The following is a 15005-nucleotide window of genomic DNA, read 5'->3' on the forward strand; positions in this document are numbered from 1 at the left end:
TCTTTGAATAATTACCCCAGTGACAGGCTGTTTTTGCCTGTCACGAGGTGCTTCGCTTTCCGCAGGAGGTCCGGGGAGCCTCCTCGGCACTAAAGTGCCTGCGGGGTCTCCCCTGCCCCTTACTCCTGCAGGACATTGAATTACATCCGCGATTCCGCCCACGCACGAAGAAAATGCGATAGCATTTTCGAGGAGTCTTCGCACCTTCCGCTCCAATCAACAGAGTGCCAAAATCAATTATTGCCTTAACACAGCCGTTAAAAAAGAGTTTGACCAAAAATTTGGCCAAACTCTTTTTCCTTTTATTTATCTTTCTTTTCTTCTGCAAGGCTTCTTGTGATGATATGATCTACTAGACCGTATTCTTTTGCTCTTTCTGCTGTCATGAAGTTATCGCGGTCGGTGTCTTTTTGGATTACTTCTAAAGGCTGACCAGTGCGCTCTGATAAGATTCCATTCAATTTTTCACGAAGGAATAGAATACGCTTTGCTGCAATTTCAATTTCAGTTGCTTGACCTTGTGCTCCGCCTAGTGGCTGGTGAATCATTACTTCGGCATTTGGTAAAGCATAACGCTTACCTTTTGTACCAGCAGCAAGTAAGAATGCACCCATTGATGCAGCCATACCAATACAGATTGTTTGTACATCTGGCTTAATGAACTGCATAGTATCATAGATGGCCATACCAGCTGTGATACTACCGCCTGGGCTGTTGATATAAATGGATATATCCTTTTCAGGATTTTCAGCTTCTAGGAATAGTAATTGTGCAACAATGCTGTTAGCTACATGATCATCAATACCACTGCCAAGCATAATAATTCGGTCTTTTAACAAACGAGAATAGATATCGTAAGCTCTCTCTCCACGGTTTGTTTGTTCAATAACTGTAGGAATCAAATTCATTTTTCTTCCTCCTTTAAGTGTGAAAGATTGGTAATATGTATAGTTAATGATACACTGATGGTCAATTAAGGTCAAACAATTCGCTTTATATTTGTTCGACAACTTTCCCTCTTACAGCATAACCAATCACAGTCTTTTTAAACTATACACACTTGCAAAGTTTCACAAATTGGCATATAATATGTAAGTCGTCAATTTAGCGCTCGTGGTGCAACGGATAGCACGTAAGATTCCGGTTCTTAAAATGGGGGTTCGATTCCCTCCGAGCGCGTCATAGAACGTTGAGTTTACGGTGCCTCTACCGCTTTTTTCCGAAGCGTAGGGGCTCTTTTTTGTGGGTACAGTTCGTTCATAAATACCACGCAGAGTACCACGAAGTACAAAGTCGCACCCTCGCAAATATGAGGAGGGTACATCGCATGAAACGCAGAACATCAGTCAACAACGTCAATACGCAAAAAGTATTAGAAACAATTACCGCTGAGCCGCAGCAGGCTTCCAGTTATCGGATTGCTGTTACGGAATTTTTAAAGCATTGCAGAATCAAAGGGCTCGCGCCTGATACCGTTAAATTTTATCATAAGGAACTAAAGCAGACCGGTCGAGGATTCGCTGAGATTACGGCACCTCTGGCAGACTTGCGGAAGTTTAAAACAAGCCACGTCGAGGACTTTATCGAGTATCAGCAAGAACTAGGACGCGCTGTTAATACGATCAATGCACGTCTACGTGCAGGCCGAACGTTCTTTAACTTTTGTCTGCGTAAAGGGTACGTCGATAAAAATCCGTATGATGGCGTTCAGCAGCTACGCAAACGGCACGAAGTAGGGGCAACGTATTCCAAGCGTCAGTTAAAAAAGTTACTCGATGCGCCTGATGTTACGACATTCATCGGCCTACGTGACCTGGCGATTATGCTGACGTTTGCTCATACCGGTATTAGATTAACGGAGCTCATTTCCTTACGCATCCAGGACGTCAGTTTTGACGGTAAAGGTGCGATTAATGTACAACGTGCTAAGAATCGTTATGCGCGTCGTATACCGCTAACAGGACGCTTAAAGACTGTGTTAGGTGCGTATATAGAGGAACGCGGTGTTCTAAATACTGACGCGCTATTTATTAACGTAGAAAATCAGCCTATCGGTCCGCGAGCCATACAAGACAGGATGAAGATATACGGTGAGCAGACTGGTGTAATCGACGAGGTAAAAGTTAATCCGCACGCATTCAGGCGGACATTCTGCCGATTAAAGGTCGAGGCTGGTACGAATATATTTGTATTGCAGCGTTTAAGCGGACATCAATCGCTAGAAATTCTGCGGAGATATGTTGAGATATACGGAAGAGATTTAGAGGAAGCGATAGAAAAAGGATTAGATGGAGTATAACGATACCATTGCGTCAGTCTAAACGGCTGGCGTTTTTTTTAATTCTGTTTTTAATAAACCACAAGAAATTTGGGTGATGTGGATCAATTAGAAATATTTTGTAATAACCATAGATATTTCAAAGTTATCAGTCAATTAACCAATAAATAGTGTTATCCCTAATACCAACTTGTCCTTGTAAGCATATGATATAAAAAAGGAGTGATCTATAGTGGGAATTCGCAGAAAAAAATGTAATGTTAATATACCTTCTGATTGTGATTGCAGTGCTGTGTTTGATATTGATGTGGAGGTTACTGCCATTATTAATGGAATTCCTGAACAAGGAACATTATTTTTAGAAGGTATGATATGTCCTGATTGTAATAACAAGAACAGTAATTTTGAATTTAGATTTCGTGATAATGACACTTCAGATGGTGATCAAAGTTTTACATTAAAAATACTTGGTTTAGATCCACCACTTTGCGGTCCTATTAGCGGAAACGATACAATCACATTATGTGGTGTTGCGATTTTCGACCCTATCGAAGGTGATAAAGCAGTAGTAACGTTTCAAATAACACTGCTGGAAACTCCTGGAGCTGGAGATGACGAAGTCCAAATTGTAATCTCAAGCTTATCATGTGGTATTACTCCAGTGTTAATTACAATATCTGAAAATTCAGTTCCAGATGAAGATATAACGATAGAGGATTGTTAGTACTTACCAAAAATCTAAGCAAAATGACTATTTCTAGGACCTTAATGGGTCCTTTTTATTTTTGTATACATACAGAACAGATGTTCGTATATAATAGCATTAATAATACGAAGGAGATGATTGATATGGCAATTCGTGACCGCGGTAAAATTAAGTGGAATCCCGCATCATTCATGCCGGAGGGCTTTGCAATGACTCGAGATATGTACCAAGACCAAGCTCGCCAGGCTAAGCCGATACTGGACGACTATCAGACGGAGGAGTTCGACTTACGCATTAAATACGCAATGGAATACAAACATGCGGTCAAGATTAGCGTATGGAATGACGGCTTCACTACGGACTATACTGGGCGTATATATCGCGTTGATCCTATTACGCATGAGCTACGTATTGAGGTAAAGCCTGGCGAATACGAACGGGTGGCATTCGAAGATGTGTGCGCTGTAAAAGTTTTAAATTAGGTGAATTTGCCGTGACTAATAAGACAAGCCACCATATCTTATTAGAAAAGGAGGTTTTTAATTTGGGTAAAAACCGAGAAAAAATTGAAAAAGAATGTGATTGTTGTTGCGTAGAAGGAATTAGAAAAGTCTTAGAGAAATTGCGGGATGAACCTACAATTTTTATATCTACATGTGGAGGAAGTCTAGTTGAAGGCAGAATTAAAAATCTGACTTGCGATATTGTAATGGTAGTACGACAGGTAGGTGATAATATCACTGAGCAATGGGTATCATTGTGTGAAATTGATAGGATTTTCCGTAATACTACGATTCCTGCCCCTACAGATGATCCTAATCCAGCCGATGCAGAAGACTTCAACTAACGGGTGCGTGTCTTGAACAATAGCGCGACATTACGAATATACCTAATGGGGGTATATAATAGAAGAAACTCGGAATCATTACGATTTAGAAGGTAATACCGTGTAATGCTCCGGGATACTTACGGGGGTATGTGCGGAGGGGATGGCATGGTATAACGTAGAGGATTGCCGATAGTACCTGCGATAACATCAGCAAGAACGTCCTGGCAGACGGACCGCTTCCGAACTCATAGGGCTACGGTGATCGCTGCATAAGTACGCACCAGCTCGTATATCTTACCGCCATACTTTATGCAATAACGGTGGGTATCTAGCGGAGCAGGGCACGCACTAAATGGCGTAGGTATGCGGATGTATAAGATACTGCATAAACGGTATTATCTGCGCAGCTTACAAACGTTGATATAACAACGTTCTGATATCGGTTAATTACGGATAACGAACATTATACGTAATTATGTTGTATACGAATGTATAACGTACACAAACGGGATGAATACGATTTGGGCTTCGAATTAAATACGAGTCGAATAGTCGGAATTCCCCCAGGGCCGGGGTCGCAGGGCTCCTCCTTTGACGTTTGCAACTCACGCACAATTTTTCGTACTCAGGTAGCTATATCCATTGAAATTAGAAGACGTCATCTAAGAGTCGAAAGACGAACCAACGTTATTTAACAAATTTGTCCAAGTGTTACGGAAAAAATCTAAAACTTTTTGTATCCGCTTCTGTACGTTTTTCCGGTATACTAAGAGAAAAAAGTAGGGAAAAAAATGATAATAAGGAAAATCAAAGTTGCTTTTCATACTTCAATTCTTTTTACATTTTTTATGTTCTTAATTTCTCTTCCTTCCATACTTAACGATCTTTCTTTTAGTGAACAAATAATACCTCAATATCTGGTTATATTAGTTTATTGTTTGATAGGAACTTATTTTTATGGTCTTCCAGTTTCTTTATTAGCTGAATGGGTTACATTAAAGCTTAAATTTTTTCGAATGATATTTTCAGGACTAATTCATATTGGGTTTGGTCTAATTACCTTCGGTTTTAGTGGCGATTTATTTTTCTTTATTTTTATCTGCTCTGTTTTATATTTTGTAATAGATGAAGTGTACCGAAGATAATTTTAAGATATATATACGTCGCATTTTCCTTCGAAATCGACATTATATGTAAAGGACACACAACGTACTTATTTCCTCGCAGGTATCGCCCCCAAGCTACCGAATTCCTAACGTAGGAAAGCCGAGGTGATTACGATGGTTTATCGTTATTATTCGAGAAGGTTTCCGATTAAGGTAACGATTTTTCACTACGATGAAGGTTATATGGCGATGGCGCACGATGGTACATGCGGTGTGCATAATTGTTACGCAGATACGAAGGAAGCTGCGGAGAAATTGGCGATGACAAGACTGATGGAAAAACTGAAAAAGGAGCATACGCAAAGATAGCCTCGTCAATGGACGGGGCTTTTATACGTCGAAAAACATATCGCGGTCTACATCGTAACCCATTGACTTCAGAGCACGCTGCACCTTTACCCATGTAGAAATTTTCGGCGAGTAATTCTTATCGTTGCACATCCGAGTTAACGACATCTCACTTATCTGTGCTTTCTCTGCGACTTCCTTCTGAATTATGCCATTCCTATCGAGCCATTCTCCGAACTTACTTCGCGGTTTACCTAATCCGAACACGCTCATTTAGGGTAATCTTCTTTCAACTTATATAAATCGTCAACCTTAACGCTTAATAAATTCGCTAGTTTAAATAGTTGCGGTGCAGTAGGATACGTCTTCCCCGTACACCAATTCGATAGAGTATTCCGCGAAATCTCCATATGTTCTTGTATATAATCCCGTCTATATCCCGACTCTTTTATTCGTTCGCCTATTACGCTAATTATCATGTTAGATCACCTAGTATATATTTTCGACATATCTCGTCCTAATCCTTTCACAAATTTGCCGTGCATCTTTGCACAAAATTTTGGTATGGACCTGCAATATTTAGGCGATATCCCATATCATTTACTATACGCATTACCAAACGGTCGCATCACGATAGGGCGTACGGTAGATAATCGCCTCTATCACTACTATGCCAACGTTCCTATTATTCGCGGATAGCGTGCGTAAATTCTACAACTATCACTACGTGATTAAAGAAGGGAGCGTGGCGATTTGTTATTCGAAGTGTTATCGACTGGCAGCATGCTCGGAGTGCTTGGCGCTAGCTACTATTATAAGACGAACTTGAACGATGATAGCGATAAGATTTTAAAGATTGCCGAAAACTGCGGCCTGTACAAAAAGGACGATAAAATGCGACTCTATCGACGGAATAAAATTAAAGACAAAATTACTAAAGAAGTAGTGGGTACGGAGTATGTCTTTAAAATTCCGCTAGGGCTAGAACTGAAAGATTTCGTAGATAAGCACGGCAAATTTAAAGACGGCCTAAATAATCGCAGTGTCAGACGGATCAATTTAAAAGATTTCCGCAGTCTGAAGTTTGACGCTAGTTTGCCGAAACAAGTCCGCGCGATATTAGAGAACCGAATCCAGCTGAGTAAGGAAATCGAGATGGAATACGACGGCATGCTGATAATGCGAGTGTACGACGAAGGATTGCAGTCAAGTTACGACCTAACAACGGAAATTATCAACGGTGCTAAATCGTGGCAAGTGCCGTTAGGTGTTACGCTTAAAGGTCAGGTCGTACACGACTTTGAAAAAGGTCCGCATGTTTTAATCGGTGGAGCTACGGATATGGGCAAAAGCAACATTTTAAACGTAATAATCACGGTACTATTATCGAATCAACCTGTAGACGTTGAGTTTACGCTGATCGATTTAAAAGGCGGTTTGGAGTTCGGAGTTTATGAAAAGATATCGCAAGTTAAAAACTTTGCAACGAATGCGGAAGAGGCAAAGACGGCACTGGAAAACGTCAAGGATGAAATGGAGCGAATGTTTAACAAGCTGCGCAGTTCAGGAAAAAAGAACGTAAAGGCTTTGGGTGTTACAAAGCGGCATTTCGTAATAATCGATGAAAGTGCCGAATTAAGTAGCGCTGGCGAACAAGATAAGGATGAGAAGGCATTAAAAGTAGAATGCGAAAACTTAATAAAGGACATTGCCAGGCGCGGAAGGGCGAGTGGAATTCGGCTATTATATTGCACTCAGTATCCAACGGCTGAAACGGTATCGAGCCAGGTTAAACGCAACCTTATCACACGCATTAGTTTAGCTGTAGATACTGCGACCGCAAGTACGGTTGTAATAGACGAGGGAGGTGCCGAAAATCTTCCGTTAATACAAGGTAGGGCTATTTATAAGCGCCATCGGTGTACGGAAATGCAGGCGTACTACATTAGCGACGATATTATCGATAAAACGGTAAAGCCGCACATTAATCTTCGTGCAAGGAGGGAGGACGCCAGTGTATCACTCGGAAAAGAAACGCCAAAAACGGGAGGAAACTATTCTACTAAGTTTGAAGAAACTTGATTACTTGACGCGGGGCCAGCTTCAGCGGATTCACAATCTTAAAAGTGACCGGAATGCTCAGCGTGTTTTAAAGCAAATGGAGCACTATTTAAGCGTATTCCGTAGCGGTGAAAATATCTATTACCTAAATGCAAAAGGGCGGGCAGTAGTGAACTGCGATAAAGTCCGTAAAGCAACCGGCAATGTTCAGCACTATATCATGCGGAATTATCTTTACATTAATTACGGCTGTCCGTCTTCCTGGCGGAATGAAATCCGGATCATAAGCGAAGGTGCTACGAAAAAGGATAAGGTTATCTGCGTACCGGATGCGCTATTTAAGCAAGGCGATCAATTCGTAATCATTGAAGTCGACAACACGCAAACGATGAAAAAGAACCATGCGAAAATTGAAAAGTATCGGATATTAAAGCAGCGGTTGGCTTTCGGAATGATTGCACCGAAATTTGTATGGATCACTACGACGGAGCATAGACGCAAAGAGTTACTAAAATTAAGCGAAGGCCTTCAGACGCAAGTATTTACACTGGCGGATTTTAACGCATAGAAAGGGGAAAACAGCATGTTCAGACGTAAAGAAGAGGTTTATTCAATTAAGGAGTTTATGGATAGAGAGCCAAAAGCGCAACGCGTTGCGGATTTAACGGATAAGGAAAAGAAGGTATTTTTCGAATCGGGCGTATTAATTCCGTTAGCCGTTGCGCCATTCTTGAAGGTTAAAGCGGTATTAGCAGCCGAAGCGGTGCCAGTAACTGCAGCCGTGACTACAGGCGCTATGTACGATAAAATGCTACACGCGTTCGATCCGTTAATTACACTCGTCCAGGCGCTTGCATATCCGGTTGCAATGATCGTCGTGCTTGGCGGTGCTCTCTTTATAATGATCGGCAATAAGGAAAAGGGCTTCAGTATGATGCAAGGTGCTGGCCTCGGTTATGTGCTCGTTCAAATGACGCCAATGGTCTTAAATATTCTCGTAGAGGCGATGAGGGCGCTATGATACTCCGAATAACTAGCAAGTTCGGCTCGGTCGACGCGGTTCACAAAACGCCTCATACCGGCATTGACCTTGCTATGCCCGAAGGAACGACACTCAGAGCTCTAGGCGAGGGCGTAGTGGACCGGATATATGATGGCACAACTAATTTCGGAAAAGGGCTTTCGATTAAATTTGACGACGGTACGCGGGTTATATACGGGCATATGAACGAAGTAAAAGCGCGGATAGGTGAGCATGTTCATGCTTGCGAAATAATCGGGCTAAGCGGCAACACAGGCAATTCGACGGGTCCGCATTTGCATCTCGGAATGAGGGCACCTGACGGCGATTGGCTTGATCCGACGCCTCTGGCGGATAATGTCGTTAATCATGTCGGGCAAATAAACTGGTGGGACGGTCCTATAACGCAGATTAAGGGGTGGTTAGGTGAAAAATTTACGGAAATTACCGTTGACGGCTTTGTTGATTTTATCGCGGATATTGCTCTGGCGCTTCCTTTCCTCGCCGTTGTTGGCGGTAGCGTGTATGCTCTTATTAACATATTTAGTAAAGGGGCTGCGAAGTGGAGCGCAATAGCGACGGTGATATATGGTCTATTTATAATAAGGCACTGTTAAACGATAATGTTGAAATTTTAGCAAATAAAAAAGGACTGAAATGAGTCCTTTTTTTGAGTTCTTCTTTAACTAACGCACCCGTTACTTTAAGTACAATTCTTCACAAACTGTTTTGTTAAGCTGCCTTAATCGCAGCCGAAATCCCCACCATCATATTCAACCGGTTACCCATGAACTCCCAAATGCCTTCTTGTACAGTCATCTTATCCCTACTTGATATAAAAAAGAACTTTTAAGGCAGATGTATGGAAATCAAAAGAAAAAATACATGATGCAAAACCCTCCCAATTATTAATCAGGAGGGTTTTACTTTGGAAAAAGAATCCCGAAAAAATCGTAAAGCTATTGCTATTTATTATAGATTACTGCTTGAGTACGTGGTATGTGTTCGGAATATGCATAAGAAGGTGAAACAGAAAATTCTAGAGTTTTCCATCCAATAGTAATGGAAGGGTTTAAATCGATTTTTAAATGAAAATATTGTCCAATAGCATCTGCTCTAGCTGGTGTGGCTGCTGTTACAGGTGAGATATCGTAATACATATAACTTGATAAATCATCCACTACTTGAGGGGAGGAATAGCCGCCACAGTAAACCATTTTATCATTTGGAAGGTTCATTCTTAATGCATAACCATGTAGTCCTGGATTCCATTTATCACTAGATTTTGTATAAACAGCCGAAGCAGTTTTTTCCAAACTACAATTATCAAAAGTCGTCCAATCTTGTCTTGCGTATTGAGTGCCAGGATTTTGTAACCATTGACTGTTAAGTGTGACTCCTGAAACATCAGTGCCTCTAATTGCAGGCATTATATGCCAGTCGATATGGTTTCTCACACGGAATTGTCTACTTGAAAATTTGATGATAAGAGTTGTCATTGTTTTATATGATGTAGAACTATCATCATTTGGTATATTAGCTAATGCAGCTGTGGCAAAAGAGGTTGGAGTCAATGAAATGGTCTTTGCTCTCTTGCTTGATGCTCTTTCTTTTTTGATTTTTTCCTTTTCTATAGCAACTTCTGTATCATACGTTTTTTTATCTAAGTTTTTAACAATTGAATTTCCTTTTGAGTCTTCCGTAATTTTTAAATAATGCTTAGACGTTGCAACCACTTTTCCTTTTAAATCCTTATTTCGTGCGAATTCTTCTTGATCCATATTGGCAATTTGCTTTTCCGTAAAGCCTAAATTCAGAAGGTTGTCATATTGCTCAGAAGTCATCTCTACGTTGTTTTTGTTCTTTTGGACACTTGCAGTACCAGCTGCTGATGTAGACGTTGAAAACGGGAAAAGCAACCCAAACAATAGAATAAAAGATACAACGAAATAACTAGGCTTTTTTAAAACCAACCGACTTCACTCCCGAATTTGTAATTTTCACACGGACCACATTTGCGGGAACGATTTAGGAAAACCCTTGAAAATATCTTCTTATGTACCACCTCCTTGAACCAAAATTGTTAACAACTAGCTCATGTATCATGCTCCTTTCTACAATAAAAATAGGTATATATAATTACATACCATTTACCTATTATATTTGAATATTCGAAAAGTTCAATTTAATATTTTTAATGATAAAGTTAAGTAAAACTTAAGAAGGGAGATAAGTTTTTCATATATTAGTCTAATAATCAAGAGTTTGTGTATCTAACTCGAATTCGAGGAATAGAAAAATATTATATTCTTGAACTAAACTGCCCGTTAGTTTAAGTGCAAACATTCACAAACTTATTTTTTTGACCAACTTCCATCGAATGACGGACTGAGGTACGGGCATTAGACCATGGCTCGAAGATCCGCGGCAACGAAGTTAGTCAACGTCGAGCCTATATAATGACCTCTGCTGGAATCTCTAACACCTCGGCAAAGGTTCGAGGCTGCGTCGGGGAGTCATACGGAATATAGACGGTTTTCAGGGCACATAGGCGGGCCCAGGAAAGCCGTCTTTTTTTATTTGTCCGAAAACGGAAGCTGGCTCGGCACATAAGTTAGAGGGTGTTGACCGGGAATCGGTCCGAAATTGCATGCTGTCGCGTCATACTTATCGAAAGGGTTGCGCGGAAATACCTTTCTCACTCGTATGGTAGGGTAGGAGGTAAAATTTTTTTCGGAGATGAAATGTCCGATTTTAAAGGGTTCGTCTGTATCATCCCGTAGATACACTGCGCGGATATGCTTGCTCATTCCTATAATTTTTTGAAAGGTTATTTTTTGCTGTCCCGTTTTGCCTGCTAAAGCGACACTATTATTGAGCGGTATTTTTTCCGTGGCCAGTCCACGTTCACATAAAACAAATTACGGAGGGATGCGAAATGGAGAGAAAGGTTTTTGACAAGAGAAATCCAACGGAAGGAGGGAAACATTTTATACCGCTGCCAAGTGACGCCAGGCATTACGTTAATCACGATAGGATGAGCGCAGATAAATTATTTCTGTATGCGTTGATAATCGATTATTACAATCCTCTAGAAGGCTGCGCGTTTCCGTCGGTAGAAACACTGGCAGTTAAATACGGTAAGGTTCCGGATACTACGAGCAGTCACCTAGATGATTTAAAGGAAGTCGGGTTGATCGATTTTCCCGAAAAGGGATTTTATATACCGCTTGTTCCGTTGGGTGAGGAAGATTTTTATATAGAGTTTCCGCAGGCGTGGGAAAACTACGAAACGGCAATAAAACGAAGCGATACAAGAAAGAAATCTGCGGCAGAGAGAATGAGAAAATGGAGGCAGGAAAGAGGTTACACGGATTAACAGGTAAGTGTACACCTAATTAACAAGGGTAACAAGGCTGTCATTTAGGTGTTAACTAGATTTAAAGAACGAGACTTAATAAAAGAACAACTTCTTGGGAATATTTCAACCACAATGGAAGTAACCGATTCAACCATACTGCCCTTTTCTAATAAACTAATTGTTTCCCTGTTTCATTCATTGAACGCCATCGATATTACGTTACTTGGCCACGCGATGTCCGTGTCGATGCGGACAGACTTGGTGGCAAATTATCAAAAATTCATAACAGAAATTTTGATTTATGCAGGGAAAGGATTCAATTTAATGGTTGATCGCGGCTGGCTCCAACAGCCTCCGATGGCACCAAATCGAAAAGATCTTGAAGATATGAAATGAGCAGAAAAAGGCTTATCAGCAGTGAAAGCCTTTTTTATTTTTAGGACAAATAGCATATTGAAATTCCCCTAAAATTAAATACCAGAAATTTTTCATTCACCATCCCTCATGTTTCCTGTAAAATAGGAAAAGGGGGGTTAAGAAATGGATTTAAAAGCAGGTTTATGGCAGCAACAAACGTTAAAATTGGCGATGACACAAGAGTTAACCCAGGCGATTGCACTCTTACAGTATTCAGCACAAGAACTAACTTCTTTTTTAGAGAATAAAGCTCTTGAAAATCCCCTGATCAAGGTTGAAAATAACAATATTCAGCCTATTAACCCATTAATTGACCGCAATCGGCGGAAACATACTAAAAACACAGAAAATGAGTGGATTGAACAAATTGCGGCAAAGACATCTTCTGTTGAAGAACAATTGATCAGTCAACTTAAAATGCAAAAATACTCTAGTAAGCAATTAAGAGTTATTAAATACTTGATTGAAAATCTTGATGTAAACGGATACTTATCTTCAGAACCTAAGGAAATCTCCGAACAATTAGGTGTACCTTTAGAACTGGTAGAGGAGAGCATTATCGTTATCCAAGCATTAGAACCGGCAGGAATCGGGGCACGTGATCTTCAGGAATGCTTATTAATTCAAATTGAAAGAGAAAATTTAGAGGATGACTTAGCGCTAACGATTCTTACTCAGTATTTCATCCCCTTTGCAGAAAAGAAATGGAAGCAAATTGCAAAGGAATTACAAATTCCACTTCAAAAGATTCAAGAGATATTTGACACCATACAACAATTAAATCCACGCCCTGGTGCACTTTTTGAGCAGGAAAGTTCTTCCTATATTATCCCTGATGCGATCGTCGAACGGGTTGGAGAGGGTTTTTCCGTGAGGTTGTGTGATGATATTATTCCTAAAATCAGCTTTAACGACAATTATTATAAAAGTTTTACTAGCAGCCAAGATGCTCAAGTAGGCCGTTTTTTACAAGAGAAAGTACAGGATTATCAATGGATTTTGCGAAGTATCGAGCAAAGAAAAGAAACCTTAACGAGGGTTGTCAGTAAAATTGTGGAAAAGCAGATCCCGTTTTTTGAAAAAGGGCGAGAATATTTAGTTCCAATGACGATGAAAGAAATTGCAGTTGAACTTGATATTCATGAATCCACGGTCAGTCGTGCTGTGAAGGAAAAATATGTTCAAACACCAATTGGAACTTTTTCACTAAAATCCTTCTTCACAAGCACGATTCAAACGGTATCAAATGAAAGCACTTCCTCTAGTCAGGTGAAAAATGCGATTGCTTCGTTGATAGAAACTGAGAATAAACAACGTCCGCTGTCCGATCAAGAAATTGTAGAAGAGCTTAAGAAATGCCAGGGAATTGTGGTTTCAAGGAGAACGATTGCAAAGTACCGCGATCAACTCGGAATACCCTCCTCTTCTAAAAGAAAAAGGTTTGATTGAAAGGAAATGAACAATGCGACAAACAGTCATTAGCTTTTATACTAGAAAACGCTGCCCACTTTGTGAGAAAGCAAAAAAAACAATCCTTGAATTAAAAGAGGAATTTAATTTTTCTCTCGAAGAAATTGATATTGATGAAAGTGATGAATTAACGGAACTGTACGGAATTATGATTCCTGTTGTTCATATTGATGGCGAGGAAGTTGCTTTTGGAATAATTAACAAAATTGACATAAGTAACCGTTTACAAGAAAAAATACGAAACTTTTAAGTTGAAAATGGTTTTCACTCCTGTTAGAATGTAAATTGTTAGCAGGGGTGATTTTTTTTCGATGAAGTGGGACATAATTTGTCTAGGGTGGACGTTTTATGACCAGTTACTTATAATAAAGGAGCAAGGTGTTATGCAATCACTCATCGATATTCAAAAAAGATTATTACCTGATCTCCTTCAAGTGCTACACAAACGATATTCTATCCTTAGGCATATAAGTTTTATGCAGCCTGTAGGAAGAAGGAGTCTTGCTACCAACCTTGGGTATACAGAACGAGTCCTTCGTGGCGAAGTGGATTTCCTAAAGGAACAAAATCTTATTTCTATTAACAATATTGGAATGAGTTTAACCTCTGAAGGGAAAAATTTGCTGGAAGACTTAGAAGAAATGATTCGCGAACTAATTGGGATCGATGTGATGGAGCTAGAATTAAAACATCGTCTTAAAATTCGTAAAGTAGTTATCGTACCGGGCAACAGTGATGATTCCTTAATGGTAAAGGATGACCTAGGTAAGGCCAGCGCATTATGCATGAAAAATTACTTAGATGGGAAAAATATTATCGCTGTAACTGGCGGTTCAACCATGGCAGCTGTTGCAAATGTACTTACCCCTGAACTTGGAAAAAAGGATCTTCTATTTGTTCCTGCTCGAGGTGGAATAGGTGAGGATGTACAGAATCAAGCAAATACGATTAGCTCGATTATGTCGAGAAATACTCGATCGAAACACCGAGTGTTCTATGTTCCCGACCAGGTTAGTAATGAAATTTATGAATCTCTTATCAAAGAACCAGATATTCATGATGTGTTAAATCTAATTAGATCTGCAAGCATGGTTCTTCATGGTATTGGGGATGCTATTACAATGGCTGAACGTCGAAAAACAAAACCCGAGATTATGCAGAAACTTATAGATAATTCTGCAGTGGGAGAAGCCTTCGGGTATTACTTTAATGAAGATGGTGAAATCGTCCATAAGGTTTTAACGATTGGACTTCAACTAGAAGACTTAACACAGATTCCTAATGTGATTGCAGTAGCCGGTGGTGCGTCCAAGGCAAAAGCAATTAAAGCTTATATGAAAAAAGCACCGGCCTCGACGATACTTATAACCGATGAGGGTGCAGCGAGAAAGTTATTAAAAGGATAATT

The 15005-nt window shown here is 40.1% G+C and carries 18 protein-coding genes and 1 tRNA gene; 15 read left to right on the top strand and 4 right to left on the bottom strand.

Going from position 1 to position 15005, the window contains the following annotated elements:
* Positions 1 to 302 precede the first annotated feature (302 nt).
* Positions 303 to 908 (bottom strand): ATP-dependent Clp endopeptidase proteolytic subunit ClpP, encoded by a 606-nt coding sequence (gene clpP / locus QUG14_RS22460; protein ID WP_289342677.1) that lies wholly within the window; start codon positions 906 to 908, stop codon positions 303 to 305.
* 199 nt (positions 909 to 1107) lie between these two features.
* Here clpP and QUG14_RS22465 point away from each other — a divergent pair.
* From QUG14_RS22465 to QUG14_RS22490, 6 genes are all read left to right on the top strand, one after another.
* Positions 1108 to 1179: transfer RNA gene (locus QUG14_RS22465), tRNA-Arg, on the top strand.
* A 148-nt stretch (positions 1180 to 1327) separates the two neighbouring features.
* Positions 1328 to 2299, top strand: a complete 972-nt coding sequence (locus QUG14_RS22470) for a tyrosine-type recombinase/integrase (protein ID WP_289342678.1) — start codon at positions 1328 to 1330, stop codon at positions 2297 to 2299.
* Positions 2300 to 2510: 211 nt separating this feature from the next.
* A complete protein-coding gene (locus QUG14_RS22475; RefSeq protein ID WP_289342679.1) occupies positions 2511 to 3002 on the top strand; it encodes a hypothetical protein in 492 nt (163 codons plus the stop codon).
* A gap of 125 nt (positions 3003 to 3127) precedes the next feature.
* Positions 3128 to 3466: a YolD-like family protein gene (locus QUG14_RS22480; protein WP_289342680.1), complete on the top strand. Its 339-nt coding sequence runs from the start codon at positions 3128 to 3130 to the stop codon at positions 3464 to 3466.
* A gap of 62 nt (positions 3467 to 3528) precedes the next feature.
* The gene (locus QUG14_RS22485) at positions 3529 to 3831 is read left to right on the top strand and encodes a hypothetical protein (protein ID WP_289342681.1); all 303 of its coding nucleotides are present in this window, start codon (positions 3529 to 3531) and stop codon (positions 3829 to 3831) included.
* 1262 nt (positions 3832 to 5093) lie between these two features.
* Positions 5094 to 5288, top strand: coding sequence for a hypothetical protein (locus tag QUG14_RS22490; RefSeq protein ID WP_289342682.1), 195 nt, complete (start codon positions 5094 to 5096; stop codon positions 5286 to 5288).
* Between the two features lie 21 nt (positions 5289 to 5309).
* Here the strand turns inward: QUG14_RS22490 and QUG14_RS22495 are convergent, their stop codons facing one another.
* Both QUG14_RS22495 and QUG14_RS22500 read right to left on the bottom strand, forming a co-directional pair.
* Positions 5310 to 5540: a helix-turn-helix domain-containing protein gene (locus tag QUG14_RS22495; protein ID WP_289342683.1), complete on the bottom strand. Its 231-nt coding sequence runs from the start codon at positions 5538 to 5540 to the stop codon at positions 5310 to 5312.
* Positions 5537 to 5746: a helix-turn-helix transcriptional regulator gene (locus QUG14_RS22500; protein WP_289342684.1), complete on the bottom strand. Its 210-nt coding sequence runs from the start codon at positions 5744 to 5746 to the stop codon at positions 5537 to 5539. The genes QUG14_RS22495 and QUG14_RS22500 overlap by 4 nt, the downstream gene beginning before the upstream one ends.
* Positions 5747 to 6020: 274 nt before the next feature.
* Between QUG14_RS22500 and QUG14_RS22505 the strand changes: the two genes are divergently transcribed.
* The 4 genes from QUG14_RS22505 to QUG14_RS22520 are packed head-to-tail and all read left to right on the top strand — an operon-like array spanning position 6021 to position 8966.
* Positions 6021 to 7349 carry an FtsK/SpoIIIE domain-containing protein gene (locus QUG14_RS22505; RefSeq protein WP_289342685.1) on the top strand — a complete coding sequence of 443 codons (1329 nt, stop codon included), beginning with the start codon at positions 6021 to 6023 and terminating at the stop codon, positions 7347 to 7349.
* Positions 7282 to 7896 carry a replication-relaxation family protein gene (locus tag QUG14_RS22510; RefSeq protein WP_289342686.1) on the top strand — a complete coding sequence of 205 codons (615 nt, stop codon included), beginning with the start codon at positions 7282 to 7284 and terminating at the stop codon, positions 7894 to 7896. Before QUG14_RS22505 ends, QUG14_RS22510 begins: the two co-directional genes overlap by 68 nt.
* A 15-nt stretch (positions 7897 to 7911) precedes the next feature.
* Complete coding sequence (locus QUG14_RS22515; RefSeq protein ID WP_289342687.1) at positions 7912 to 8349, top strand: hypothetical protein; 438 nt, start codon at positions 7912 to 7914, stop codon at positions 8347 to 8349.
* Positions 8346 to 8966, top strand: coding sequence for a M23 family metallopeptidase (locus tag QUG14_RS22520; RefSeq protein WP_289342688.1), 621 nt, complete (start codon positions 8346 to 8348; stop codon positions 8964 to 8966). Before QUG14_RS22515 ends, QUG14_RS22520 begins: the two co-directional genes overlap by 4 nt.
* Positions 8967 to 9314: 348 nt before the next feature.
* On the opposite strand, the gene QUG14_RS22525 is transcribed toward QUG14_RS22520, so the two are convergent.
* Positions 9315 to 10322 (bottom strand): hypothetical protein, encoded by a 1008-nt coding sequence (locus tag QUG14_RS22525; protein ID WP_289342689.1) that lies wholly within the window; start codon positions 10320 to 10322, stop codon positions 9315 to 9317.
* Between the two features lie 965 nt (positions 10323 to 11287).
* Between QUG14_RS22525 and QUG14_RS22530 the strand changes: the two genes are divergently transcribed.
* The 5 genes from QUG14_RS22530 to QUG14_RS22550 all read left to right on the top strand — a co-directional run bounded on the left by QUG14_RS22530 (position 11288) and on the right by QUG14_RS22550 (position 15003).
* The gene (locus QUG14_RS22530; RefSeq protein WP_289342690.1) at positions 11288 to 11728 is read left to right on the top strand and encodes a helix-turn-helix domain-containing protein; all 441 of its coding nucleotides are present in this window, start codon (positions 11288 to 11290) and stop codon (positions 11726 to 11728) included.
* A 48-nt stretch (positions 11729 to 11776) separates the two neighbouring features.
* Entirely contained in the window at positions 11777 to 12106 is a 330-nt protein-coding gene (locus tag QUG14_RS22535; RefSeq protein ID WP_289342691.1) for a DUF3231 family protein, read from the top strand.
* Positions 12107 to 12250: 144 nt separating this feature from the next.
* Positions 12251 to 13576: an RNA polymerase factor sigma-54 gene (gene rpoN / locus QUG14_RS22540; protein WP_289342692.1), complete on the top strand. Its 1326-nt coding sequence runs from the start codon at positions 12251 to 12253 to the stop codon at positions 13574 to 13576.
* A 13-nt stretch (positions 13577 to 13589) separates the two neighbouring features.
* Complete coding sequence (locus QUG14_RS22545) at positions 13590 to 13847, top strand: glutaredoxin family protein (RefSeq protein ID WP_289342693.1); 258 nt, start codon at positions 13590 to 13592, stop codon at positions 13845 to 13847.
* Between the two features lie 133 nt (positions 13848 to 13980).
* Positions 13981 to 15003, top strand: a complete 1023-nt coding sequence (locus QUG14_RS22550; protein ID WP_289342695.1) for a sugar-binding transcriptional regulator — start codon at positions 13981 to 13983, stop codon at positions 15001 to 15003.
* The last annotated feature ends 2 nt before the right edge of the window (positions 15004 to 15005 follow it).

The sequence above is a fragment of the Neobacillus sp. CF12 genome, assembly GCF_030348765.1.
Classification (GTDB): Bacteria; Bacillota; Bacilli; order Bacillales; family Cytobacillaceae; genus Neobacillus.

What these genes read in the sequence shown, in the direction of transcription:
- clpP (WP_289342677.1), bottom strand. Translation starts at nt 908, where the DNA reads ATGAATTTGATTCCTACAGTTATTGAACAAACAAACCGTGGAGAGAGA.
- QUG14_RS22470 (WP_289342678.1), top strand. Translation starts at nt 1,328, where the DNA reads ATGAAACGCAGAACATCAGTCAACAACGTCAATACGCAAAAAGTATTA.
- QUG14_RS22480 (WP_289342680.1), top strand. Translation starts at nt 3,128, where the DNA reads ATGGCAATTCGTGACCGCGGTAAAATTAAGTGGAATCCCGCATCATTC.
- QUG14_RS22490 (WP_289342682.1), top strand. Translation starts at nt 5,094, where the DNA reads ATGGTTTATCGTTATTATTCGAGAAGGTTTCCGATTAAGGTAACGATT.
- QUG14_RS22495 (WP_289342683.1), bottom strand. Translation starts at nt 5,540, where the DNA reads ATGAGCGTGTTCGGATTAGGTAAACCGCGAAGTAAGTTCGGAGAATGG.
- QUG14_RS22500 (WP_289342684.1), bottom strand. Translation starts at nt 5,746, where the DNA reads ATGATAATTAGCGTAATAGGCGAACGAATAAAAGAGTCGGGATATAGA.
- QUG14_RS22515 (WP_289342687.1), top strand. Translation starts at nt 7,912, where the DNA reads ATGTTCAGACGTAAAGAAGAGGTTTATTCAATTAAGGAGTTTATGGAT.
- QUG14_RS22520 (WP_289342688.1), top strand. Translation starts at nt 8,346, where the DNA reads ATGATACTCCGAATAACTAGCAAGTTCGGCTCGGTCGACGCGGTTCAC.
- QUG14_RS22530 (WP_289342690.1), top strand. Translation starts at nt 11,288, where the DNA reads ATGGAGAGAAAGGTTTTTGACAAGAGAAATCCAACGGAAGGAGGGAAA.
- rpoN (WP_289342692.1), top strand. Translation starts at nt 12,251, where the DNA reads ATGGATTTAAAAGCAGGTTTATGGCAGCAACAAACGTTAAAATTGGCG.
- QUG14_RS22545 (WP_289342693.1), top strand. Translation starts at nt 13,590, where the DNA reads ATGCGACAAACAGTCATTAGCTTTTATACTAGAAAACGCTGCCCACTT.
- QUG14_RS22550 (WP_289342695.1), top strand. Translation starts at nt 13,981, where the DNA reads ATGCAATCACTCATCGATATTCAAAAAAGATTATTACCTGATCTCCTT.